Origin of the sequence: Paenibacillus sp. S29, assembly GCF_049319765.1 — a bacterium.
Taxonomy (GTDB): Bacteria; Bacillota; Bacilli; order Paenibacillales; family Paenibacillaceae; genus Paenibacillus; species Paenibacillus polymyxa_B.
The window spans coordinates 1-24,156 of sequence record NZ_JBMOUI010000021.1; the positions used below are offsets into that span (position 1 = coordinate 1).

A 24,156-nucleotide genomic window follows, 5' to 3' on the forward strand; every position below is an offset into this window, starting at 1 on the left:
AACACGACCGTTAAGCCCTCCAGCGCCGATGGTACTTGGACCGCAGGGTCCTGGGAGAGTAGGACGTCGCCAAGCAAAAGTGAAAAGGATGATAATCTCAATGAGATTATCATCCTTTTTTATGCGTTTTTAGATGACCACCTGTTTCTAAGGTTGACAGAGAGAATGGGGTTTGCCACACTCTAAGTGTGTAATCTTTTTATGGATGTCCAAGTATACAAGCGAGGTGACGAAGTTATGGAGATCAGACAATTACAACGTAAGGAATTTGAAGCGGCTATTGAATTATCTCAATATGCTTTTCAGTTTACAATGTCCATGGAGGATCTGGAGAAAGCTAGGAAGAAGTTCAAACCAGAGCAAACATGGGGAATATTCGACGGACATGACTTGAATGCTAAACTGACTTTGTTACCGCTACAGGTATACATAAACGGTCAGGTTTTTGATATGGGAGGCATTGCTGGTGTGGCAACATGGCCAGAAAAGCGTCGCGGAGGCATGGTTTCACGTTTGTTGACGCATGCGCTTGAAGAGATGAAGTCTGCGGGACAAAGCCTTTCTTTTCTGCATCCCTTCTCCTTTGCCTTCTATCGTAAATTTGGATGGGAAACGTATATTGAATACAAAAAGTACGTCATTCCCATTGAAAAATTCCCTGCAAAACTTAAAACAGAGGGTACAGTCAAACGCGATGTCAACGATATTTTAGAATTGGACCAAGTGTATCAAGCGTATGCATCTCGTTATAATGGCACGCTGGTACGAGATAAGGAATGGTGGCAAGAGCGGATTTTAAATGAGAATTATCGAACTGCGGTATATTACTCAGAAACAGGCGATCCTCAGGGATATGCACTGTACAAAATTGAAAATAAACAGTTGAATTGTGATGAGTTGGTTTATGAAAATGAGACGGCCCGTCGGGCTTTATGGACTTATTTTGCAAATCATGACTCCATGATAACCCATGGTAAATTTATTTACGTTCCAGCAGATGACAATCTGCCATTTTTACTTGATGATCCGCGAATTCAACAGGAGACCGTGCCTTATTTTATGGGCCGTATTGTGGATGCAGCTGCTTTTGTAGAAAGATACCCTTTTGAGCAGGTTGGAGAGGAAACACGTTTAACCTTAAATCTGACAGATCGGTATGCACCATGGAATGAAGGAGTATGGAGATTAACAATTACTACGGAAGGGAAAGGACATCTGGAGAGAGTGGGTACAAGCAATTCATCTGAAAACGCTATGGTAGCTAACTTGAAACTTGGGATTCAGTCATTGACGACTCTGATGCTTGGCTACCAGCAGGCTGATGATCTGTATAAGTGGGGGCGTATTGAAGGGGACAGTGAATCTGTGTCTGCACTTAAACGTGTAATACCAGTAAAACAAACGTTCTTATTGGATTTTTTCTGATAAAGGCCCATTTAGGTCTTCTTATGCTTCGTTTTTCAGGGAATATAACTTGTGTGATTATTATAATTTTCAAAACTCTTTCTGTAATTGGGAAGAGTTTTTTTATGGTATTGTATAAAACATAATTAGATTGCGAAAAATGGTATTGACCCCTTGGCAAAAATGAATAATGTGCTATAATATGAGTATAGTCAAAGAAAGTCAAAGTCAATCAAACCTCGTGAGGTTCTGTAGAAGTATTTTGGTGGATTGGCCGTATAAAGTAATTTTAATAGCAAAGAAGCAAACGAGGATCGAAATGATTTGCGTATAGTTAGGAACTGCCTTTTATGAAAATAAGAGAAGTGTATGACTAATCGCAAATAAAGGCCACACTAGAGACAAAACGGTACAATTCCAATGAGTGTAGAATAGGCAACAGCCTGAATACAGCTTAGATTCGTGACTTTACCGTTTGGTTAAGTTCAATATACGGCGGACTCTGTGGAGCGTGAAATGTACTTGAATACTTGCGTTTCCGTTAGTGGAGGATGATGAAATGCGCAATGTTTCCGATATTATTGAACAATATTTAAAGAGTATATTGCTGGAAAGTCCCCAAGGTTTAGTGGAGATTCAGCGCAATGATCTGGCTGACCGCTTTTCCTGCGTGCCGTCGCAAATTAATTATGTAATTAGCACCCGGTTTACGCTGGAAAAAGGCTATGTGGTGGAAAGTAAACGCGGTGGCGGGGGCTACATTCGTATTCAGCGAATTCAGCTGCCTGCACAGCATGCCATCCATACACATCTTCATCAGAGCATCGGGGAGGAAATAAGCCAATCGGCAGCAGAAGGACTGATTTATCAGTTAGAGGAGGCCCATTTTTTAAGCAAAAGGGAAGCTAATCTAATGAAGGCTGCCTTATCGAGGGATACATTATTACTGAAGCTTCCCTATCGTGATCAACTGCGAGCAAGATTGCTTAAGGCTATGCTGATCTCGTTGCTGGCGACCAAATAGTGTGTGAATAGAGACTAACGTTTGGATGTAGGGATTGGTATAAATCCTGACATTAAAGGAGGTGCTTTTATGCTGTGCCAAGAATGTAATATGCGGCCGGCAACTTTGCATTTCACCAAAATTGTGAATGGCGAAAAGACAGAGTTTCATATTTGTGAGACGTGTGCCAAGGAAAAAGGGGAGATGATCCCTGGAACACCTAACGGCTTTTCGATTCATAGCTTGTTGTCGGGGATGCTGGATTTTGACTCCAGTACAAAGAGCCAGTCTCCAGGCCACAGTGGTCCGCAAAACCTGCAATGCAAGGATTGTGGCATGACCTATGCACAGTTTAGTAAGCTGGGACGTTTCGGATGCCCGTCGTGCTATCAATACTTTGATAGTCGTCTGGACCCTCTGTTCAAGCGTGTGCATGGCAGTACGAATCATGTTGGTAAAGTTCCGGTTCGCACTGGAGGCCGCCTGAAGGTTAAACGGCAAATTGACGATTTGAAAAAAGAGATGCAACAGCATATTGTACAGGAAGAATTTGAATCAGCTGCTGAGCTTAGGGATCAAATCAGAGAGCTTGAAAAAGAAATGACTGAAGAGTAAAGTTTGTGAAGAGTAGGAGGGATGCGTAATGCCCAATATTCGGTTTACGGAGAAGCCGCTAAGTGACTGGATGCGTGGTGATGCTGCGGATTCGGAGATTGTCATTAGCAGCCGGGTGAGAATTGCGCGTAACTTGCAGCATCTGCCTTTTCCCATGCTTGCTACCAATCAGCAGTCGGAAGAAGCACTTCAACGCTTGACGGATATCCTTCAGTATGATGATTTAGGTGGTTTTGGTACTTTTCATACGTTGAAAATATCCGAGTTGGATGAGATCGACAAGCGAGTGCTGGTTGAGAAGCATTTGATTAGTCCTAATTTGGCGAACGAATCTCGTAACGGTGCTGTTTTAATTAGCGATGATGAATCGGTTAGTGTTATGATAAACGAAGAGGATCATCTGCGTATCCAGTGCTTATATCCGGGATGTCAGGTTAGGGAAGCTTGGGAACGCGCTATGATTATTGATGATGCATTTGAAGCGCATGTTGATTATGCATTTGATGATCGAAGAGGTTTTCTGACCAGTTGTCCGACGAATGTCGGCACAGGTATGAGAGCTTCGGTGATGATGCATTTGCCCGCATTAGTCATGACTCATCAAATCAATCGTATATTGTCTGCTGTTTCACAGGTAGGTCTTACGGTTCGCGGCATTTACGGTGAAGGCAGCGAAGCGGTCGGAAATTTGTTTCAGGTGTCTAATCAGATTACACTGGGACAAACCGAAGCGGAGATTATTGAGAATCTACATGGCGTGGTGCTACAAATTATTGAGCACGAGCGTTCTGCCAGAGAAAGGCTAATGAATGAATCAATGCTGCGAATTACAGATCGGGTGATGCGTTCATTCGGTATTTTGTCATATGCAGCAGTATTGGATTCCAAGGAGGCTGCACAGCGGCTGTCCGATGTGCGTCTTGGCGTAGATTTAGGAATTTTGGAGCGTCCTTCCACCGCAGCGATGAATGAGCTGAATGTGATGACACAACCCGGGTTCCTGCAAAAAAGCTTTGGGGATAAAATGAATACCGAAGAGCGCGATATGTACCGGGCGAAGCTGATCCGGCAAAAATTAGGCACAACCCTTTAATATATAGAATGATCTGAAATACACACTGTGGAGGTGCAGGATATATGATGTTTGGAAGATTTACGGAACGTGCACAGAAAGTGCTTGCTTTGGCTCAGGAAGAAGCAGTTCGATTGGGACACAACAACATTGGCACAGAGCACATTTTGCTAGGCCTCATTCGTGAAGGTGAAGGAATAGCAGCGAAAGCCTTAATCGGTTTAGGACTGGGACTGGAAAAAATCCAGGATGAAGTGGAAACGCTGATTGGACGCGGTCAAGAGCAACCGACGAACATTGCCTATACTCCACGCGCCAAAAAAGTCATCGAACTGTCTATGGATGAAGCCCGCAAACTGGGCCATACCTATGTAGGTACAGAACATATTTTGCTTGGTCTTATTCGTGAAGGCGAAGGCGTAGCAGCACGTGTACTGAATAACCTGGGCATTAGTCTGAACAAAGCGCGTCAGCAAGTGCTTCAATTACTCGGTAGCAGCGAGGCTGTTTCCAGCCATCACGGTGCTCCCGCTAATGTCAGCACGCCAACTCTGGACAGTCTGGCACGCGATCTGACGGCATCTGCGAAGGAAAACAACCTGGACCCTGTTATTGGGCGTAGCAAGGAAATTGAACGCGTAATTCAGGTGCTCAGCCGCCGTACAAAGAACAATCCGGTTCTGATTGGTGAGCCTGGGGTAGGTAAAACGGCGATTGCCGAAGGATTGGCCCAAAAAATCATAGCGAATGAGATTCCCGAAACGTTGCGCGACAAGCGCGTAATGACACTGGATATGGGTTCTGTGGTAGCAGGCACCAAGTATCGTGGTGAATTCGAGGATCGTTTGAAAAAAATTATGGACGAGATTCGTCAAGCGGGTAATATCGTTTTGTTCATTGATGAGCTGCATACGCTGATTGGTGCTGGTGGAGCGGAAGGCGCAATTGATGCGTCCAACATCCTGAAACCTGCTCTGGCACGTGGCGAGCTGCAATGCATCGGTGCGACCACGCTGGATGAATACCGCAAATATATTGAGAAAGATGCTGCTTTGGAGCGTCGTTTTCAACCAATTACAGTGGATCAACCTTCTCCAGAAGAGGCGATTCAAATCTTGTATGGTCTGCGTGACCGTTACGAAGCGCATCACCGTGTAAAGATCACTGATGAGGCTATTGAAGCAGCCGTAAAATTGTCAGATCGTTATATCACCGACCGCTTCCTGCCAGATAAGGCTATTGACCTTATTGATGAGGCGGGCTCCAAAGTAAGGCTGAATTCTTACACTGTACCGCCAAACCTGAAACAGCTGGAAAACCGTCTGGAAGATATTCGTAAGGAAAAGGATTCAGCGGTACAAAGTCAGGAGTTTGAAAAAGCGGCAGCGCTGCGTGATACAGAGCAAAAAATCCGTGAAGAGTTAGACGTAACGAAAAACCAATGGAAAGAACAACAGGGTCGTACAGATTCCGAAGTTACCCCAGAGGATATCGCTCAAGTCGTTGCAATCTGGACAGGTGTTCCAGTCAGCAAGCTGAAAGAGGAAGAAACACACCGCTTGTTGAATATGGAAGAGTTGCTGCATGAGCGGGTAATTGGACAGGATGAAGCAGTTAAGGCAGTAAGCCGGGCGATTCGCCGGGCACGTGCCGGACTGAAAGATCCGAAGCGTCCAATTGGTTCCTTTATTTTCCTCGGTCCAACTGGGGTTGGTAAAACAGAGCTGGCACGCGCCTTGGCTGAATCCATGTTTGGAGATGAAAATGCGGTTATCCGTATCGATATGTCCGAATATATGGAGAAACACTCCACGTCCCGTCTGGTAGGAGCGCCTCCAGGGTACGTTGGATATGAAGAAGGCGGTCAACTGACTGAGAAGGTACGTCGTAAGCCATACTCTGTTGTGTTGCTGGATGAAATTGAAAAAGCACACCCAGAAGTATTCAATATTCTTCTGCAAGTGCTGGAAGATGGGCGTCTGACAGATTCCAAAGGTCGTGTCGTTGATTTCCGTAATACACTCATCATCCTAACATCTAATGTTGGTGCACAGGCGATTAAACGTAACTCCACGCTTGGTTTTACAGCTGTAGTGGACGCTGGAGCGGATTACGATAATATGAAGGGCAAAGTGATGGATGAACTGAAGAAAAGCTTCCGTCCTGAGTTCTTGAACCGGATTGATGAAATTATCGTTTTCCATTCTCTCGAAGAAAAACATATTGCCGAAATTGTATCACTCATGTCTGAGGAGCTGCGTAAGCGCCTGAATGAGTATGAGGTGGACTTCGAGTTGACAGACAACGCTAAAAAATTCCTTGCCAAGGAAGGCTTTGATCCAGCGTATGGTGCGCGTCCATTGCGTCGTGCAATCCAGAAGCATATTGAAGATCGCCTGTCCGAGGAACTGTTGACTGGCAACATTACTAAAGGTGACTCACTCTTCATTGATGAGGAGAACGGTGCATTGACTGTAACCAAAAAGGATAATGTATCTGCCAAGTCCTAAAGCAGTTTACTAAATAAATAGTAGAAAAGGGTGTCTCGCAAGCTGGAAAGCTATTGCGAAGACACCCTTTTTGTGTATAAAACACGGTGAAAAGGTTGGGTAAATGCTTTGGGAAAGTTTGTGATATTGCTTTACGTCCGCCAAGCTTCAATGGTAAACTTTTATTGTTACAGCTCTTTCTGGGCTGTATGAACATAAATTTGACATCATCGTCGTCAATAAGGAGCCAGGGAACAAAGTATGGCTAAAGTGAAAACTAAATTTTCCTGTACGGAATGTGGTTATGAATCGCCCAAATGGTACGGAAAATGTCCTGGATGCCAGGCATGGAATTCCATGGTCGAAGAAACGGAAAGCGTTGTAAAAACTCAAGGAATGGGGTCTTCCCTTCTTACTCATAGCACAAAAGACAAGCCACTTCCTATTATAGAGGTGGAGAGTGGCAAAGAAACACGAATTTTGACGGGAATTGGCGAATTGAATCGAGTACTCGGTGGAGGTGTGGTGCCGGGTTCACTCGTTTTGGTGGGCGGTGATCCGGGAATCGGTAAATCTACGCTTATGCTGCAAACATCTAATGAACTGGCTTTAACTGGTTTAAAGGTGCTGTACGTGTCTGGTGAGGAATCTGTCCGTCAAACGAAACTCCGTGCAGATCGGCTCGGTGCCTTGTCCCCCAGCCTATACGTATTATGTGAGACGAATTTGGAGACGATTGAAGAAGCGGTGGACAGCTTGAAGCCGGAGTTTTTGGTCATCGACTCGATACAGACTGTATATTTGCCTGAGGTGACGAGTGCACCAGGTAGTGTGGCTCAGGTGCGGGAGTGTACTTCACGCTTTATGCGAATTGCCAAGGGGCTAGGTATTGCTACGGTATTGGTAGGACATGTGACCAAGGAAGGGGCCATTGCAGGTCCGCGTTTGTTGGAGCATATGGTTGATTGTGTACTTTACTTTGAAGGAGAGCGTCACCATACGTATCGGCTTTTGCGTGCAGTTAAAAATCGTTTCGGTTCTACAAATGAAATTGGTATTTTTGAAATGGCTGAAAGCGGTTTGCGTGAGGTGTCGAATCCTTCTGAACTTTTCCTGTCTGAACGACCACTGGGTGTGGCAGGTTCTACTGTTGTAGCCAGTATGGAAGGAACCCGACCTGTATTGGTTGAACTGCAAGCATTGATTGCAGCTACACATTTTCCCTCTCCACGCCGAATGGGCACAGGAGTCGACCATCATCGAATGGGATTAATCATAGCCGTGCTAGAAAAGCGGATGGGCATGTTTTTGCAAAACCAGGACGCTTATCTCAACGTAGCCGGAGGCGTGAAGTTGGATGAACCAGCGGTGGATTTGGCTATAGCTGTGAGTATTGCTTCCAGCTTTAGGGATGCTCCTACAAAGCCGTATGATGTGATTTTTGGCGAGGTGGGACTGACAGGTGAGGTGCGCGCGGTATCCCGAGCAGAACAGCGAGTACGAGAAGCGGAGAAACTAGGTTTCAAACGAGTGATCATGCCGGAGAAAAGCTTGAAGGGCTGGACACATCCGAAAGGGATACAAATTATAGGAGTAGGAACGGTGGCAGATGCACTGGCAGCCGCATTAGATTAGGGGGCATTGAGAATGAAAGAAGCGAGCCAACTGGATAAAATGAACGATTTGCTGCGGCTTGTGGCACCGGGAACTCCCTTTCGCGACGGGTTGGAAAACGTTTTGCGTGCCAAAACGGGTGCTCTTCTGGTCGTTGGCTATAGCCCAGAAGTTATGGAAGTCGTGGATGGCGGTTTCTCCATCAATTGTGATTTTTCGCCGAACTATTTGTATGAATTGGCTAAAATGGACGGCGCAATCATATTGAGCGAGGATTTAAAACGAATTTTATATGCCAATACGCAACTGATTCCGGACTCCTCTATTTCTTCAATTGAAACGGGAATTCGGCACCGGACAGCAGAACGAGTTGCAAAGCAGACTGGAAAATTAGTTGTGTCTATTTCCCAGCGGCGTAATATTATTACCTTGTATCAGGGGACATTACGGTATGCGCTCAAGGAAATCGGGGTTATTTTAACGAAAGCCAATCAGGCTATTCAGACGTTAGAAAAATATAGATCCGTGTTGGGGCAAGCCTCTACGAATTTGACAGCATCTGAATTTGAAGAGCTGGTTACCATGCCAGAAGTCGTTAATGTCATCCAGCGGATCGAAATGGTGCTGCGCATCAAAATGGAAATCAAACGATTTATTAACGAACTCGGAAATGAGGGCCGTCTAATTAGTATGCAGATGGAAGAGCTTGTCAGCAACATTGAGGAAGAAGCTTGGTTGCTGTATAAGGATTATGCCAAAGACGATAGCGACGAGAAGATTCGTGAAATTATATTGGGACTCAAACGTTCTACGGACGACGAATTGTTGGATGTGAATCATATTGTACGTTTACTAGGCTACCCTTCTTCAGCTGCGACATCAGAGGAGTATATTGCTGCACGTGGCTATCGGGTACTGAACAAGATACCGCGTTTGCCGAATGTGATTATTCATAATCTGGTGGAGCGGTTTGGACGTTTTCCACATGTCATCACAGCAACGATAGAAGAACTGGATGAAGTGGATGGTATTGGAGAGGTTCGTGCGCGTACGATTAAAGAAGGTCTTAAACGTTTGCAGGAACAAGTTTTCATTGACAGGCAAATGTAAATGTAATACAGTGAAAGGATTATAATGGAACAATTCATACATTGAGGTGAAGAGATGATTACCAAATCAATTCCGAACATGTGTACCTTAGGTAACTTGTTTCTCGGAATGATCGCCATTTTATTGGCTGTAGACGGAAAATACAGTCTTGCCGCTATTATGGTTATTGTCGCCATGTTGTTGGACGGACTGGATGGTAGGATGGCCCGGGTCCTGAATGCCCAAAGCGAATTCGGTAAAGAACTGGACTCCTTATCAGATATGATATCTTTTGGTGTTGCTCCCGCAGTTATTATGTACATGGTTGCTTTTCATGATGCGAATTCGGCTCTCGCTTGGACGGTTACTGCCATTTTCCCGATGTGCGGAGCGTTGCGTTTGGCTCGATTTAACGTACGTCCTGGTGTACCAGGTTATTTTACGGGGTTGCCAATTCCGGCAGCAGGTGGCGTATTAGCCACTTTGTCCTTATTCCATAACGATATTTCATTGTTATACATGTCGATTGCCATGTTGCTGGTTTCTTATTTGATGGTCAGCTCCATGAGATATCCGAATTTTAAAAAGGTCGGCCTTCCGAAAAAAGCGATCTGGGTTGCTCCATGGGTCGTAATTGCAGCGGTGGTGTTGGCTGTTAAATTCCCTGACCAGCTGTCGAAGCTGATTTTTGTGCCGCTGGTGCTGTATGCATTGTATGGTATGAAGCTGAACATTCGTAAGCTGTCACGCAGACGTGGACGTGATCGGGAGCGTTCCAGTCAGGAAGAACAGGACGATCAATATCGTCATTCACAGCGCTAGTATCAAGCAAGAACAAGAATAAGCATTTATTTCCTTGAATCATTTTAGGGAGATAAATGCTTTTTTTTATGCATAAAAAGTGAAATTACAGGGTTAGTTATGTGGGAAATGGATCATACTGGTAAGAGAAATGCTATGTATCCAACAAGCAGCAGACTATATGCAAAGAAAATAAAGGAGGTATAGAGACTCAATGTGGAGAAAGGCTATTTTAACTTTTACAGGATTGTGCGGAGCATGGTTTGGCTATACGTTATACCAGCGGGTAGGAGGCATTGTATCGTGGATGCCACAATGGTTGAGTGATGGGTCTTTACCGGGAATGATTGTTTGGATGATGGCGGGAGCAGTGCTATTTATGGCTGGGTGTTCATTCGCAGGGGCATCCGTGGCAAATCGATTGCAGCAGGGCATTGAAGGCTTGGTACGAATTCCGATGAACGAGATGATGGCAGGTGTGATTGGTTTAGCGGTGGGATTGACGCTTTCCTTAGCAGTTTATCCGCTTTTTTCATGGTTGGGGGCCCCGGGTCAACTTATCCAGACCGCTGTTACCGTGATATGCGGATATGTAGGATTGATGGTTGGACTAGAAAAGCGGGACGAGCTGTCTTCCTTTTGGAGTTCTGGTTTTTTTGGTCGGGGAACGGGTGTAGAAGAACGCAAGCTGGAGGAGCATAAAATATTGGACACCAGCGTCATTATAGATGGACGTATTGCAGATATTTGCAAGACAGGTTTTATTGAAGGAACGATTGTGATTCCTGAATTTGTGCTGGAGGAGCTTCAGCATATTGCAGATTCATCAGATTTACTTAAGCGTAATCGTGGACGCCGGGGTCTGGATATTTTGAATAAAATCCAAAAAGAGCTGGATGTGAATGTGCTCATTTACGAAGGTGATTTTGAGGAAATTTCAGAGGTCGACAGTAAGCTGGTCAAGCTGGCAAAGGTGTTGCAGGGTAAAGTTGTAACTAATGATTTTAACCTGAATAAAGTATGCGAACTGCAAGGTGTATCGGTGCTAAATATTAACGATTTGGCGAATGCAGTGAAGCCTGTCGTATTGCCCGGCGAGGAAATTATGGTGCAGATTATTAAAGACGGCAAGGAGCATGGGCAGGGTGTAGCCTATCTGGATGATGGCACGATGATTGTTGTAGAAGGTGGACGTGACTATATTGGCTCTCTGATGGAGGTACTGGTTACGAGTGTACTTCAGACCTCTGCCGGCCGTATGATCTTTGCTAAACCAAAATTATTGGAAAAAGCTCAATAAACGCGGTATGATGAAGTAGATGTGTTATCATACGGATCGTCCAAAGCGATCAGGGCAGGAGTTATTTGAATGAACAATCGGGTAGGAGTTGTCATTGTGGCAGCAGGGCGCGGCTCCCGTATGGGGACGCAGGAGAGCAAGCAATTTCTGCTTTTGCGGGACAAGCCCATCTTCATACATACACTTGAAATATTCGCAGCTATGCCCGAAGTGGATGAAATGGTGATGGTGACTGGGACAGGAGATGTGGAACGCTGCCGAGATTGGATTCATCAATACAAAATCGGTAAAAATGTACGGGTGGTGGCTGGTGGCAATGAACGCCAGCATTCGGTTTATCGCGGTCTGCGCCACTTACAAGCGGATTGGGTGATGGTGCATGATGGTGTGCGTCCACTCATTCAACCTGAGCTTGTACGTTCATGCCTTGAGGCAGCCCAGCGTACTGGTGCTTCTGTAGCGGCAGTACCTGTAAAGGATACGGTCAAGCAAGTGAACGGGGATGGTATCATTACAGCAACGCCGGATCGCCGAAGTCTGTGGAGTATTCAAACGCCACAGACTTTTCGTCTTTCCGATCTGCTGCGAGCCTATGAGGAAGCGGAGCAGTCGGGATTCTTGGGAACAGATGATTCTATGCTGATAGAGCGGCTAGGAATTCCGGTTACTGTCGTTCAAGGCAGCTACAAGAACATCAAAATTACTACGCCTGAGGATTTGGATATGGCGGCGTTATGGGTAAAAACAGAGGGAGAGGATATCAATTGATCAGAGTGGGACAAGGATTTGACGTCCACCAGCTGGTGGAAGGAAGGCCATGCATCATCGGAGGTGTGAATATTCCGTATGAAAAAGGTTTGTTGGGCCATTCCGATGCAGACGTGCTGCTGCATGCCATTAGTGATGCTATCCTAGGCGCGCTTGGCTTGGGAGACATCGGAAAGCATTTTCCGGATAATGATCCAGAATTTAAGGATGCCGACAGTCTTAAGCTACTGGAGCATGTGTGGGGGCTAGCTAAAGAGCGAGGATATCGCTTGGGGAATATTGATTCTACGATTATCGCACAAAAGCCCAAAATGGCATCGTATATCCCACAGATGAATGAAGTCATTGCACGGGCTTTGGAAGCAGAGGAGCTATCCCAGGTGAACGTCAAGGCGACCACGACAGAGCAACTCGGGTTTCCCGGACGGGGTGAAGGAATCGCGGCTCAATCGGTTGTCTGTCTTATCAAGTAAATGCTATCATCTTGAGTAATTCAATTTGGAGGAGATTATATGAGCACGGAAGTTCGTGTACGCTATGCACCAAGCCCTACAGGGCATCTGCACATTGGAAATGCCAGAACGGCATTATTTAATTATTTGTTTGCTCGCAATCAAGGTGGAAAATTTATTATTCGTATTGAAGACACAGATGTGAAGCGCAATATTGAGGGCGGAGAAGAAAGCCAACTTAAATATTTGAAATGGTTGGGTATGGACTGGGATGAGAGCGTAGACGTGGGAGGAGAGTTTGGACCTTATCGTCAGACGGAACGCTTGGACATATATAAAACGTACTGGCAGGATTTGCTGGATCGTGGTTTGGCTTATCGCTGTTACTGCACTGAAGAAGAGCTGGAGCGCGAGCGTGAAGAACAGACAGAACGTGGGGAGACACCACGCTATTCTGGAAAGCATCGTGATCTAACAGAAGAACAGTGCCAGGCATTCGAAGCAGAGGGCCGTGTACCAAGTATTCGTTTTCGCGTACCGGAAGATCGTGAATATACGTTTGATGATATCGTTAAAGGTCAAATTACGTTTAATTCCAAGGAAAGCGGCGATTTTGTTATCGTCAAAAAGGATGGTATTCCGACATATAACTTCGCTGTAGCGGTTGACGATTATTTGATGAAAATATCGCATGTACTACGGGGCGAAGACCATGTTTCCAATACACCGCGGCAGTTGATGATCTTTGAAGCTCTCGGCTGGGAACCGCCACGCTTCGGTCATATGACGCTGATTGTAGGCGAGGATCACAAAAAGCTCAGTAAGCGTAACGAATCCATTATTCAGTTCATGGAGCAGTATGACAAGTTGGGCTATTTGCCAGAAGCTATATTCAACTTCATTGCACTACTGGGCTGGTCCCCGGAAGGCGAAGAAGAGATCTATGATCGGGAACAACTGATTTCGATTTTCGATCCTAATCGTTTGTCCAAAAGTCCAGCTGTGTTTGATACCAATAAGCTTGCTTACCTGAATAATCACTATATTAAAAAGGCTGATCCTGAGCGAATTGCCAGCATGGCGATTCCACATCTCCAGGCAGCGGGGCTGTTGCCGACTGAACTGTCTTCGGAACAACTGGATTGGGCTAAGGCCCTTGTTCGTTTATACCAGGAACAGATGACTTCTGCATCCGATATTGTAGCGTTGTCTGAGTTGTTTTTCCGTTCACATCTGGAGCTGGATGCTGAAGCAGCAGCTGTATTGGCCGAAGAGCAGGTTCCTGAGGTACTTAGAGCTTTTGCAGGTAAAGTTGAAACGAGTGAGGAATTTACAGCTCCACAAATGGCTAAGCTGATCAAGGAAGTTCAAAAGGAAACGGGTTTTAAGGGAAAACAACTATTCATGCCGATTCGTGTGGCTCTTACAGGCCAAACGCATGGACGAGATCTGAATGAAACCATCTTTTTGCTCGGACGTGACAAGGTACTGGATCGTCTCAAGGCACAAATTAAAGGCTGATATTTCTTGTCAATTTGTTGTCTTTTCGCTATAATGACTCCATTGATACGGATTGATATTTACGTGTAAAGGCTGCGAACAGGAGAAGTACACTGCATATGGGCATCTGCCAGAGAGGACGGTCGAGGGGAAACTCCAGGCTGAGAGCCGTCCAGATGACCTGCGGAGGAAATGCGCCTGGGAGCCGTGCGCCCGAACTTTCATTAGCGTCAAATGCTGATGTGACAAGGGCGTGCCGAGTCGTTCCCGTTACAGGACGCCAAAGACGGACTGTCTGCTTTTTATGCAGCAGATATGTTCGAAGCAGAGTGGGACCACGTTCATGCGTCTCTGCAGCTTAGGCTGCGGAGACGCTTTTTCTTTTTTATCAGACTCAGACTCGTTATAGATTGAAAAATGTCGAAGAGTGCTGGTGGATGCGAAAATTGGCGGAACGTGAAGTGTAGTGATGATGCGGCAAGGATATGAAGGGAATAGGAGGGCGACATGTTCAGACATTTCAAATCCGACATTCAGACTGTTTTGGATAATGATCCGGCCGCCCGGAGTAAGCTGGAGGTCATTTTTACGTATTCCGGCGTTCATGCCCTTTGGGCACATCGAATCGCACATTGGTTTTATTTGCGAAACTGGTGTACTCTAGCCCGTGTTATATCCCAGGTATCAAGGTTTATGACAGGCATTGAAATTCATCCTGGCGCTCGTATCGGAGATCGGCTGTTCATTGATCATGGCATGGGAGTTGTCATCGGTGAAACCTGTGAGATTGGCGACGATGTCATATTGTATCAGGGGGTCACACTCGGTGGGACTGGGAAAGAGAAAGGGAAGCGCCATCCGACCATTGGGAATAATGTTGTTATCGGCTCCGGTGCAAAGATATTAGGTTCTTTCACGATTGGGGCACAATCCAACATTGGCTCTAACTCGGTTGTGCTCAAAGAAGTTCCACCAAACAGTACGGTGGTGGGCATCCCGGGGCGAGTTGTCAGACAGGATGGTAGGCGTCCAGACCGACTTAGTCATCAATTGCCTGATCCGGTTGTGGACTCTATGCGAGAACTTCAACGGGAAATAGAACGTTTGCGTGCAGAAATGTCTGATTTGAAGGATGGGGCATCTGCTCAGAAACATCAGGTGACCCAAGAGAATAAATTAGAAAAATGATTTTCATGAGGGAGGAACATAACAATGCCGCTTCAAATTTATAATACAATGACGAGGAGTCGGGAGCCTTTTGTGCCACTGGAGTCTGGAAAGGTTAAAATGTATGTATGCGGACCTACCGTGTATGATTACATTCATATTGGCAATGCACGACCTGTAATTGTATTTGACGTGGTGCGCAGCTACCTGGAGTACTTGGGCTATGATGTAAACTATGTGGTGAATTTTACGGATGTCGATGATAAATTAATCCGCAAAGCTCGGGAACTTGATATGGAGGTTTCGGCAGTTGCTGAGAAATTTATTGCTGCCTACCATGAGGATCTGGCAGGATTGAATGTTCCTGCTGCCAGTATGAACCCTCGTGTAACAGAGAGCATGGACCTGATTATTGATTTTATTAAGGAATTGGTAGACAAGGACTATGCCTATGAGAATGATGGCGATGTGTTCTATCGAACCAAAAAGTTCAAAGATTATGGACAACTGTCAGGTCAAAATCTGGAAGAGCTTCAGTTCGGTATTCGCATCAATGTGGATGAGCGCAAGGAAAATGCTGAGGACTTTGTACTCTGGAAGGCAGCGAAACCGGGCGAAATTTATTGGTCGAGCCCTTGGGGAGATGGGCGACCAGGCTGGCATATCGAATGCTCTGCTATGGCTCGCCATTATTTGGGGGATACACTGGATATTCATGGGGGCGGACAGGATCTGCAATTTCCGCATCATGAATGTGAATGCGCACAATCCGAAGTGATCACGGGTAAGCCATTATCTCGCTACTGGATGCATAACGGCTATATTCGCATAGATAATGAAAAAATGTCGAAATCACTCGGTAATGGTATTTTGGTTAAAGATTTGCGCGCTCATCACAAGCCGGAGGCTTTACGTTATTTTATGTTGTCGACGCATTACCGGAATCCGTTGAACTACAACCAAGAGACTATGAGTCAGGCAGAGAACAGCGTCGAGCGGATCGCCAATGCAGTTGCCAATGTGAAGCATCGTTTAGCTAATGCGCTGGAAGGTAATGGGGGAGTATCGACGGAACTGCAAACGAAGCTCGACGGAATTTTGCAGCAGTTTGGCGAAAAAATGAATGATGATTTCAATACACCTGATGCGATTACTGCTGTATTTGATTGGGTTAGCGAAGCAAACCATTTGTTGCAGCGAGATGTCGTACATCAGGCGGAACTACAAGCTGTATTGCATACCTTTCAATCGATGAATAACGTTCTTCGCATTTATTCGGAACCGAGTGAAGAGTTGCTGGATGACGAAATTGAGCAGTTAATTGCAGAACGTGTCGAAGCTCGTAAGACCAAAAACTGGGGTAGAGCTGACGAAATTCGCGATCTGTTGGCTGCAAAAGGCATTGTGCTTGAAGATACAGCGCAGGGTATGCGGTGGCGGCGAAAATGAGTGATAAGCCACTGAACTCAGGAGCATCGGCAGGTACGGGGAACTGGTTCCCGTACCCTGCGTCCAAGCCAGCTCGTTTGATGCCTCCCATTGCACTAGCTTATATTGGTGATGCAGTGTATGAGGTAGCTGTCCGGCAATATTTGTTGGCACAGCCCAACCTGCGTCCAAATCATCTGCACCGCCGAGCCACAGGGCTAGTCTCCGCCAAGGCGCAGAGTCGTATGTTGGGGCTATTGGAAAAGGTACTGACGGAAGAAGAACGCGATATTGTCCGACAAGGAAGAAATGCTAAATCAGGAAGTTTGCCTAAAAATGCTGATGTGCTTGAGTATCGTCATGCCACTGCACTGGAAGGGTTAATTGGATCTCTTTATTGTGATGGACATTTGGACAGATTAAGAGAGTTGATTACGTACGGAATTGCACAGATGGAAAATACAGAAAAATCATAAATGGGAACGGACTGGATGGAACAAGCATCGGCCGTGTCCCGGGAGGAAGCTAGAGATGGAAGAAGAATGGATTGCCGGTAAGCATTCGGTAACGGAGGCATTGCGTTCAGGCAGAACGATAAATAAAATATGGATTGCGGATAATGCACAAAAACATTTGACGCTGCCGATTACAGCTGAGGCCAAAAAAGCAGGAATTATTGTCTTGCAGGTGGACAAGCGTAAGCTGGATCAAATGGTTCCGGGCATTCAGCATCAGGGAGTGGTCGCGCAAGCTGCGCCTTTTGCCTATGTTGAAGTGGAAGAATTGCTCGCCACTGCTCGTGATAAGGGAGAAGAGCCGTTTTTAATTTTGCTGGATGAGATTGAAGATCCTCATAATTTGGGCTCCATCCTTCGTACAGCGGACTGTACTGGAGCACATGGTGTTATTGTGCCGAAAAGGCGCTCTGCAGCTGTAACTGTAACAGTGTCCAAAACATCGGCAGGTGCTGTGGAGTACGTCCCGGTGGCGCGTGTAAACAATCTGGGACAAACCATTGATCGTCTTAAAGAAGAAGGTGTATGGGTAGTTGGCACGGATGTTACAGCGACAGATCCTGTCTTTGGGAATGGAGTATTCACGGGGCCAGTAGCTATTGTCATCGGTAACGAAAATAAAGGAATGGGCCGTTTGATCCGTGAAAAATGCGATGTACTCGTCAAGCTGCCAATGGCGGGGCAAATTAATTCCCTTAATGCTTCTGTAGCTGCGGGTGTTGTCATGTACGAAGTATTGCGCGGACGACAGGCACGGGGCTAACGATATGGCTGACACGCGGGATGTTCTGCTTGTGGACGGTTACAACATGATTGGAGCCTGGCCCGAACTTTCCGCACTGGTACAATCTGGTATGCAGGAAGCGAGGGACAGACTTCTTGAACGACTGGCGGATCATCAGGCGTATTCCGGCAGAAGAGTCATCGTCGTATTTGATGCTTACAGGGTGCCAGGATTAGGTAAAACTTTTGCTCAGAGCAAAGTCCAGATTTATTTTACCAGAGAAAAAGAAACTGCTGATGAGTGCATCGAGCGATTGGTTCGGGAGCTGAGCAGTAAAAGAAGAAGTATTTACGTAGCGACAAGCGATCAGGTAGAGCAACATGTCGCATTTGGACAAGGTGCACTCAGGGTGTCGGCGCGGGAATTACTGATCGAGATTGAGGAGTCCGAAAGGGAAGTGCAGAAGCGAATCCAGCAGGATAGTGCCAAATTGTCCCGTAACTCGCTAGATGCCAAACTGAGTCCGGAGCTTCGAAAGTTGTTTGAACGATGGAGAAGAGAATAAACCAATAATTGGGGACTCCTCCATTTTGAAACCATTGACAATTTTGTTAGCGCTCTTCTTTTTTAGGTTGTTGTGGTTGACGGTATCAGGTTACATCGCGTATACTTGTCGTATATTTGAGAGAGTAACGGGTACCTTGCGTTGCAGCCGGAGGGATTGTTAGTGAGTGTGGACCTCAAGGATATCATGTTGTCAAAGTTTGATTACAAAAATGATGAAGACATTGTCGGAGCAGTCCATGAAGGTGATGGGGAAGCGCTGGAGTTTCTGATTAACAAATACCGGAACTTTGTGCGGGCCAAGGCCAGATCCTACTTCTTGATTGGTGCTGATCGCGAGGATATTATTCAGGAGGGCATGATTGGTCTCTACAAATCCATTCGTGATTTTAAGGGAGACAAGCTTGCTTCGTTCAAGGCTTTCGCCGAGTTGTGCATTACACGACAGATTATTACGGCAATTAAGACGGCTACACGACAAAAGCACATTCCTCTGAACTCTTACGTATCTCTGGACAAACCCATCTATGATGAAGAGTCAGATCGCACGTTGCTCGATGTGATTTGCGGAACACAAGTAAGTGACCCCGAAGAGCTGATAATCAATCAGGAAGAGTTTGTGGGCCTTGAGGACAAGATGTCCGAGATTCTGAGCGAGCTGGAACGCAAGGTACTTATGTTGTATCTGGACGGACGTTCGTATCAGGAGATTGCAGAGGATCTTGACCGCCATGTGAAATCCATTGATAACGCGCTGCAACGGGTCAAGCGTAAACTTGAAAAGTATCTGGAAGTAAGAGATAGTTGAAAGTAGAGGCTGACAGGGAAAAGGCTCGAATCCGAGTCTTTTTTTATTCGTTATAGGTAGGCTATGCAGGTTTATAAGTGTTACAAATGATTTATACTAAAAAAGATGAATAATAGATATCGCCTTGATTTTTGAAGCAGCTTTTCAGAGAACAGTTTAAAGGATGCACAGATGTTAAAATGCACCACAGCCGGGACTGCGAATTGTATGCAAACATTCGTTGACATGGAAAACCCCGTGTGATAAAGTGTTTTAGGTAGGCCTAAATTCGCGGTTTTTTTTTAGGATCAATTATGAGACTTCCGGTGTTGGATGTCTTCGGGAGGTGCACATCATGCGGGTAATTATTACTTTGGCTTGTACAACATGCAAACAAAGAAATTACACAACGACGAAAAACAAGCGTAATCACCCCGACCGCATGGAGATGAAGAAATTCTGTAAGTCCTGTAACGAACAGACTTCTCATCGGGAAACCAGATAGTTTTTGGAGGTGTAGTCGGCGTGAAACGCAGTTTCAAGTCTCTGTTTTCCTTTTTCTCTGAAAGCTGGGCTGAACTCAAGAAGGTTCGCTGGCCCAATCGTAAAGAACTGACCAACTATACGTTGATTGTCATAGGGACAATTGCGTTCGTCACGATTTATTTTTGGGTTCTCGATATCGGCATTTCCGCTGTGATCGAAGCGATTATCTAGGAAGGGTTCCAGGTGGCTTGATATGGAAAAAAGATGGTACGTCGTTCATACCTATTCAGGGTATGAGAACAAAGTCAAAGCCAATTTGGAAAAACGCGTTGAGTCCATGGGCATGGAAGACAAGATATTCCGTGTTCTTGTTCCTATGGAAGAAGAACTGGTAACCAAGGACGGTAAGAAAAAAACCGTTATGCGTAAAGTCTACCCTGGTTATGTCTTAGTCGAAATGGTCCAAACCGACGACTCTTGGTATGTTGTACGCAATACACCAGGTGTTACGGGATTTGTAGGGTCGACAGGCTCGGGTTCCAAACCGACGCCATTGCTTCCAGAAGAAGTTGAACAGATTCTGAAGCATATGGGCATGGTAGAGCCGAAACCGAAGATTGAATTCGATGTTAAGGAATCCGTGCGAATTAAAGTTGGTCCTTTTGCGAATTTTGTGGGCTCCGTGGAAGAAATTTTGGTTGAGAAGAGCAAGCTTAAGGTTCACGTCAACATGTTTGGACGGGAAACCCCGCTTGAGTTGGATTATACTCAAGTGGAGAAAATATAGATTTTTCTTACAGGTTTCTTGTGGGAGGATCGATAGGTCCGTCTACCACTATTGAGTCAAGGAGGTGTCATCCATGGCAAAAAAGGTAATTAAAATGGTAAAACTGCAGATTCCTGCAGGGAAAGCTAATCCAGCGCCTCCAGTAGGTCCGGCTTTGGGTCAAGCAGGTGTCAACATCATGGCATTCTGTAAAGAGTTCAATGCTCGTACTGCTGATCAAGCAGGCCTGATTATTCCGGTTGAAATTTCGGTATTTGAGGATCGTTCTTTTACGTTCATCACCAAAACTCCACCGGCTGCTGTTCTGTTGAAAGTTGCTGCTAAAATCGAAAAAGGTTCCGGTGAACCGAATAAAACGAAAGTTGCAACTGTAAATCGCGCTGCTGTTCGTCAAATTGCAGAGCAAAAAATGCCTGACCTTAACGCAGCTTCCGTAGAATCGGCAATGCGTATGGTTGAAGGTACTGCTCGCAGCATGGGTATCACCATCGTAGATTAATTTTATTAATCTACGTGTGCCGGCAGTTTGACTGTCCGGCAAGTGTGGGAGGAATATCCGCTAATACCACATAAGGAGGAAAACATTATGGCTAAACATGGTAAGAAGTACCTGGAAGCTGCTAAGCTGATTGACAGCGAAGCAACTTACGAGCCTTTAGAAGCCGTTGAACTGGTGAAAAAGGCTGCGACTGCTAAATTCGACGAAACCGTTGAAGCAGCAGTTCGTCTGGGCGTAGATTCCCGTAAACAAGACCAGGCTGTTCGTGGTGTTGTTGTCCTGCCGCATGGTACGGGTAAAACACAACGCGTTCTGGTATTTGCAAAAGGTGACAAAGTGAAAGAAGCGGAAGCGGCTGGCGCTGATTTTGTTGGCGATCAAGATATGATCAACAAAATCCAACAAGGCTGGTTCGAATTCGACGTCTGCGTTGCGACACCTGATATGATGAGTGAGGTTGGTAAACTGGGTCGTTTGCTCGGTGGTAAAGGTTTGATGCCTAACCCTAAAGCAGGCACAGTTACTTTCGACGTTGCCAAGGCTGTTCAAGAAATTAAAGCCGGTAAAATCGAATACCGTCTCGACAAAGCCGGTCAAATTCACGCGCCAATCGGCAAAGCTTCCTTCAGTGCTGAACAGCTGAACGAGAATCTTAAAGCCTTGGTTGAAGCCTTGAACCGTGCGAAGCCAGCGGCTGCTAAAGGTGTATACCTGAAAAACATCGCTATTTCTTCGACTATGGGACCAAGTGCACGTGTGAACGCATCTGTTTACAGATAATATTTTGATTGACATGTTCAATCGAATTTGTTATTCTATAAAAGTTGTGAGTCCTTGTGACTGACCATTAAAGTTGAATATGCTTACCGTAGACAGTAGGTGCCTTTGGGCTTAATTTCCTACCGAGGTGTTATGATAGAACGTTTCATGTGACGGGCTTGTCCCGTCCATGTGGATTTATCAAGCCTTCGTACTCTACGGAGGCTTTTTTCATGCTTATGAAAGCAAGCTTTGTAAGATCACCAGATCGGGTGCTTCGAACAAAGCGGATAAATTGATCAGGAGGTGTACAGTTTGGCAAATGCAAAGGTGATTCAAGCAAAACAAGAAGCTGTTGAAGTTGTAGCTGCAAAATTGCGCGAGAGCGTAACGACTGTGGTTGCAGACTATCGCGGTCTGAATGTTGCCCAAGTAACTGAGCTGCGTAAGCAGCTTCGCGAAGCCGGAATCGAATTTCAAGTGCTGAAAAACACACTGCTCCGCCGTGCAACTGCGGCAGCAGAATTGACTGAACTGGACGCAGTATTGACAGGTCCTACTGCAATCGCGTTCGGCAAAGATGATGCAGTGTCTGCAGCTAAAATCTTGAACGATTTCGCTAAGAAGAACAATGCACTGGAACTGAAAGGTGCAGTTGTAGAAGGTCGCGTTATCGGTGTTGAGGAAATCAAAGCACTGGCAGAACTGCCATCCCGCGAAGGTCTCCTTTCCATGCTCCTCAGCGTGCTTCAAGCTCCTGTGCGCAACTTCGCGCTTGCAGTTAAAGCTGTTGCAGAAAAAGAAGAGCAAAGCGCATAAGTTAGGGATTAAACCTGCTGTATAGCAGTTGAGAACAAAAAAATACGAATTTAAATGGAGGTTCAACCATGAGTAAAGAGCAAATCTTGGAAGCAATTAAAGGTATGTCCGTATTGGAACTGAACGATCTCGTGAAAGCAATCGAAGAAGAATTCGGCGTAACTGCAGCAGCTCCAGTAGCTGTAGCAGGTGGCGCAGCAGGTGGCGCAGCTGAAGCTGAGCAATCCGAGTTCGACGTAATCTTGACAAGCGCTGGCGCTTCCAAAATCAACGTTATCAAAGCAGTTCGCGAAATCACAGGTCTTGGCCTGAAAGAAGCAAAAGAACTGGTTGACAACGCTCCAAAACCACTGAAAGAAAAAATCGCTAAAGAAGAAGCTGAATCCATTAAAGCAAAATTGGAAGAAGCAGGCGCTTCTGTAGAAGTAAAATAATTGACTGCTTTCTAGCAGACAATGGACTAAAACAAACCCCTTGAGGTGATCTTCAAGGGGTTTGTTGCTGTAAAACGGTAGTACCAGCATGTCTGAAAGGTTATTGTAAAGGCTATGATGGTAGTACAACCGAAAGAGGTGGGCATGAATGGCTGATCATTATTACTCCAAGCGGCCAGAGACGGCGCATGAACGACGGAGCCTGGAAACAGTGCTGCGGGGGCGGTCATACCGTTTTGCCAGCGATTCAGGCGTTTTTTCGAAGCAGGGAATTGATTACGGGAGTCGTGTGCTGATTGAAGCGATGCAGCTTCCTGCACAAGCCTCGGTATTGGATGTAGGATGCGGTTACGGCCCGATTGGTCTGGCGGCAGCCGCGCTTGTCCCAGAGGGACACGTCACAATGGTTGATATTAATGAGCGAGCCGTTCAACTTGCGATAGAGAATGCGGAACGTAATGGGGTTAAGAATGTCACCATTAAGCAAAGCGATTTGTTTGCGGAAGTGAAGGATGAACGTTTTGACGTTATCTTGACGAATCCTCCTATACGTGCAGGAAAAGAAACAGTTCATACCATTTTTGAGCTTGCTTATGAGCATTTAAACGAAGGTGGAGCTTTGTGGGTAGTCATTCAGAAAAAGCAGGGGGCCCCTTCGGCGAGTGCTAAGATAGAGAGCCTTTTCGGTCATGTAGAAGAAGTTACAAAGGATAAAGGTTATCGAATTTTGAAGGCTGAAAAAAAGTTTTTAAGAAAATGCAATAGGACCATTGACTTGAATCCTGGTCTGTGATATTATTATAAAATGTCAGTATTAGGATGCCCTCCATGGCTTTAGTTTGTTGAAATGTCAATAGATTTATGCGTAGTAGGTATAGTATTTATCTCTATTACGTATAATACAACCATTTTGGGCAAATCTACAAGTGATGAAGATCTTCCGGTAAGAGGATTCTGCAGATACGGTGCTCTTTTTTCGAATGCATTCGAGTAAGGGCTTTTCTGTATTTGTAAGATTGAATCTTCTGTATGTGTCTTATTATAAGGTCACAAACAGAGGTTCGCAATGTATTTTTAAAG

At 45.6% G+C, this 24,156-nt stretch carries 26 protein-coding genes, 1 rRNA gene and 1 other annotated feature; all 27 genes read left to right on the forward strand.

All coding sequences use genetic code 11. From position 1 onward, the window contains the following. Positions 1-75 (forward strand): 5S ribosomal RNA (gene rrf / locus ACL9RM_RS24010); the annotation flags it as partial. Positions 76-237: 162 nt separating this feature from the next. After that, entirely contained in the window at positions 238-1,425 is a 1,188-nt protein-coding gene (locus tag ACL9RM_RS24015; RefSeq protein ID WP_250266762.1) for a GNAT family N-acetyltransferase, read from the forward strand. A gap of 538 nt (positions 1,426-1,963) precedes the next feature. Continuing rightward, positions 1,964-2,428 (forward strand): CtsR family transcriptional regulator, encoded by a 465-nt coding sequence (locus ACL9RM_RS24020; protein ID WP_013312188.1) that lies wholly within the window; start codon positions 1,964-1,966, stop codon positions 2,426-2,428. Positions 2,429-2,497: 69 nt separating this feature from the next. After that, the gene (locus ACL9RM_RS24025) at positions 2,498-3,022 is read left to right on the forward strand and encodes a UvrB/UvrC motif-containing protein (RefSeq protein WP_023990574.1); all 525 of its coding nucleotides are present in this window, start codon (positions 2,498-2,500) and stop codon (positions 3,020-3,022) included. 28 nt (positions 3,023-3,050) lie between these two features. Continuing rightward, the gene (locus tag ACL9RM_RS24030) at positions 3,051-4,115 is read left to right on the forward strand and encodes a protein arginine kinase (RefSeq protein ID WP_039274956.1); all 1,065 of its coding nucleotides are present in this window, start codon (positions 3,051-3,053) and stop codon (positions 4,113-4,115) included. A gap of 44 nt (positions 4,116-4,159) precedes the next feature. Further along, on the forward strand, positions 4,160-6,604 hold the full coding sequence (clpC, locus tag ACL9RM_RS24035) for an ATP-dependent protease ATP-binding subunit ClpC (RefSeq protein WP_023990572.1): 2,445 nt from the start codon (positions 4,160-4,162) through the stop codon (positions 6,602-6,604). A 240-nt stretch (positions 6,605-6,844) separates the two neighbouring features. After that, entirely contained in the window at positions 6,845-8,218 is a 1,374-nt protein-coding gene (gene radA / locus ACL9RM_RS24040; protein WP_013312184.1) for a DNA repair protein RadA, read from the forward strand. 12 nt (positions 8,219-8,230) lie between these two features. After that, a complete protein-coding gene (gene disA, locus ACL9RM_RS24045) occupies positions 8,231-9,307 on the forward strand; it encodes a DNA integrity scanning diadenylate cyclase DisA (RefSeq protein WP_013312183.1) in 1,077 nt (358 codons plus the stop codon). Positions 9,308-9,361: 54 nt separating this feature from the next. After that, positions 9,362-10,108, forward strand: a complete 747-nt coding sequence (gene pssA / locus ACL9RM_RS24050) for a CDP-diacylglycerol--serine O-phosphatidyltransferase (protein ID WP_025723803.1) — start codon at positions 9,362-9,364, stop codon at positions 10,106-10,108. Between the two features lie 193 nt (positions 10,109-10,301). Continuing rightward, complete coding sequence (locus ACL9RM_RS24055) at positions 10,302-11,387, forward strand: PIN/TRAM domain-containing protein (protein ID WP_039274953.1); 1,086 nt, start codon at positions 10,302-10,304, stop codon at positions 11,385-11,387. 69 nt (positions 11,388-11,456) lie between these two features. Next, on the forward strand, positions 11,457-12,155 hold the full coding sequence (gene ispD / locus ACL9RM_RS24060) for a 2-C-methyl-D-erythritol 4-phosphate cytidylyltransferase (protein WP_039274950.1): 699 nt from the start codon (positions 11,457-11,459) through the stop codon (positions 12,153-12,155). Continuing rightward, entirely contained in the window at positions 12,152-12,628 is a 477-nt protein-coding gene (ispF, locus tag ACL9RM_RS24065; protein ID WP_025723806.1) for a 2-C-methyl-D-erythritol 2,4-cyclodiphosphate synthase, read from the forward strand. The genes ispD and ispF overlap by 4 nt, the downstream gene beginning before the upstream one ends. 39 nt (positions 12,629-12,667) lie before the next feature. Then, a complete protein-coding gene (gene gltX, locus ACL9RM_RS24070; protein ID WP_069290485.1) occupies positions 12,668-14,128 on the forward strand; it encodes a glutamate--tRNA ligase in 1,461 nt (486 codons plus the stop codon). A 486-nt stretch (positions 14,129-14,614) separates the two neighbouring features. Beyond that, positions 14,615-15,295, forward strand: coding sequence for a serine O-acetyltransferase (cysE, locus tag ACL9RM_RS24075; protein ID WP_069290484.1), 681 nt, complete (start codon positions 14,615-14,617; stop codon positions 15,293-15,295). Positions 15,296-15,319: 24 nt separating this feature from the next. Then, positions 15,320-16,723, forward strand: a complete 1,404-nt coding sequence (cysS, locus tag ACL9RM_RS24080; protein ID WP_250266761.1) for a cysteine--tRNA ligase — start codon at positions 15,320-15,322, stop codon at positions 16,721-16,723. Further along, positions 16,720-17,178: a Mini-ribonuclease 3 gene (locus ACL9RM_RS24085; RefSeq protein WP_069290482.1), complete on the forward strand. Its 459-nt coding sequence runs from the start codon at positions 16,720-16,722 to the stop codon at positions 17,176-17,178. The genes cysS and ACL9RM_RS24085 overlap by 4 nt, the downstream gene beginning before the upstream one ends. Before the next feature lie 55 nt (positions 17,179-17,233). Further along, positions 17,234-17,980, forward strand: a complete 747-nt coding sequence (rlmB, locus tag ACL9RM_RS24090) for a 23S rRNA (guanosine(2251)-2'-O)-methyltransferase RlmB (RefSeq protein WP_013312173.1) — start codon at positions 17,234-17,236, stop codon at positions 17,978-17,980. Positions 17,981-17,984: 4 nt separating this feature from the next. Continuing rightward, entirely contained in the window at positions 17,985-18,506 is a 522-nt protein-coding gene (locus ACL9RM_RS24095; protein ID WP_007432599.1) for an NYN domain-containing protein, read from the forward strand. Positions 18,507-18,668: 162 nt separating this feature from the next. Further along, positions 18,669-19,313 (forward strand): RNA polymerase sporulation sigma factor SigH, encoded by a 645-nt coding sequence (gene sigH, locus ACL9RM_RS24100; protein WP_016324748.1) that lies wholly within the window; start codon positions 18,669-18,671, stop codon positions 19,311-19,313. A gap of 334 nt (positions 19,314-19,647) precedes the next feature. After that, on the forward strand, positions 19,648-19,797 hold the full coding sequence (gene rpmG, locus ACL9RM_RS24105; RefSeq protein ID WP_023990562.1) for a 50S ribosomal protein L33: 150 nt from the start codon (positions 19,648-19,650) through the stop codon (positions 19,795-19,797). 20 nt (positions 19,798-19,817) lie between these two features. Next, the gene (gene secE, locus ACL9RM_RS24110) at positions 19,818-20,009 is read left to right on the forward strand and encodes a preprotein translocase subunit SecE (protein WP_013312170.1); all 192 of its coding nucleotides are present in this window, start codon (positions 19,818-19,820) and stop codon (positions 20,007-20,009) included. 22 nt (positions 20,010-20,031) lie between these two features. After that, a complete protein-coding gene (gene nusG, locus ACL9RM_RS24115; RefSeq protein WP_007432596.1) occupies positions 20,032-20,565 on the forward strand; it encodes a transcription termination/antitermination protein NusG in 534 nt (177 codons plus the stop codon). 73 nt (positions 20,566-20,638) lie between these two features. Beyond that, complete coding sequence (rplK, locus tag ACL9RM_RS24120) at positions 20,639-21,064, forward strand: 50S ribosomal protein L11 (RefSeq protein WP_007432595.1); 426 nt, start codon at positions 20,639-20,641, stop codon at positions 21,062-21,064. 87 nt (positions 21,065-21,151) lie between these two features. Further along, positions 21,152-21,844: a 50S ribosomal protein L1 gene (rplA, locus tag ACL9RM_RS24125; RefSeq protein ID WP_013312169.1), complete on the forward strand. Its 693-nt coding sequence runs from the start codon at positions 21,152-21,154 to the stop codon at positions 21,842-21,844. Positions 21,845-21,912: 68 nt separating this feature from the next. Continuing rightward, positions 21,913-22,064 (forward strand) — a sequence feature (ribosomal protein L10 leader region). 74 nt (positions 22,065-22,138) lie between these two features. Continuing rightward, positions 22,139-22,642 carry a 50S ribosomal protein L10 gene (gene rplJ / locus ACL9RM_RS24130; RefSeq protein WP_013312168.1) on the forward strand — a complete coding sequence of 168 codons (504 nt, stop codon included), beginning with the start codon at positions 22,139-22,141 and terminating at the stop codon, positions 22,640-22,642. A 68-nt stretch (positions 22,643-22,710) separates the two neighbouring features. Beyond that, entirely contained in the window at positions 22,711-23,076 is a 366-nt protein-coding gene (gene rplL, locus ACL9RM_RS24135; protein WP_010348819.1) for a 50S ribosomal protein L7/L12, read from the forward strand. Positions 23,077-23,224: 148 nt separating this feature from the next. Continuing rightward, the gene (locus ACL9RM_RS24140) at positions 23,225-23,869 is read left to right on the forward strand and encodes a class I SAM-dependent methyltransferase (protein WP_250266760.1); all 645 of its coding nucleotides are present in this window, start codon (positions 23,225-23,227) and stop codon (positions 23,867-23,869) included. The last annotated feature ends 287 nt before the right edge of the window (positions 23,870-24,156 follow it).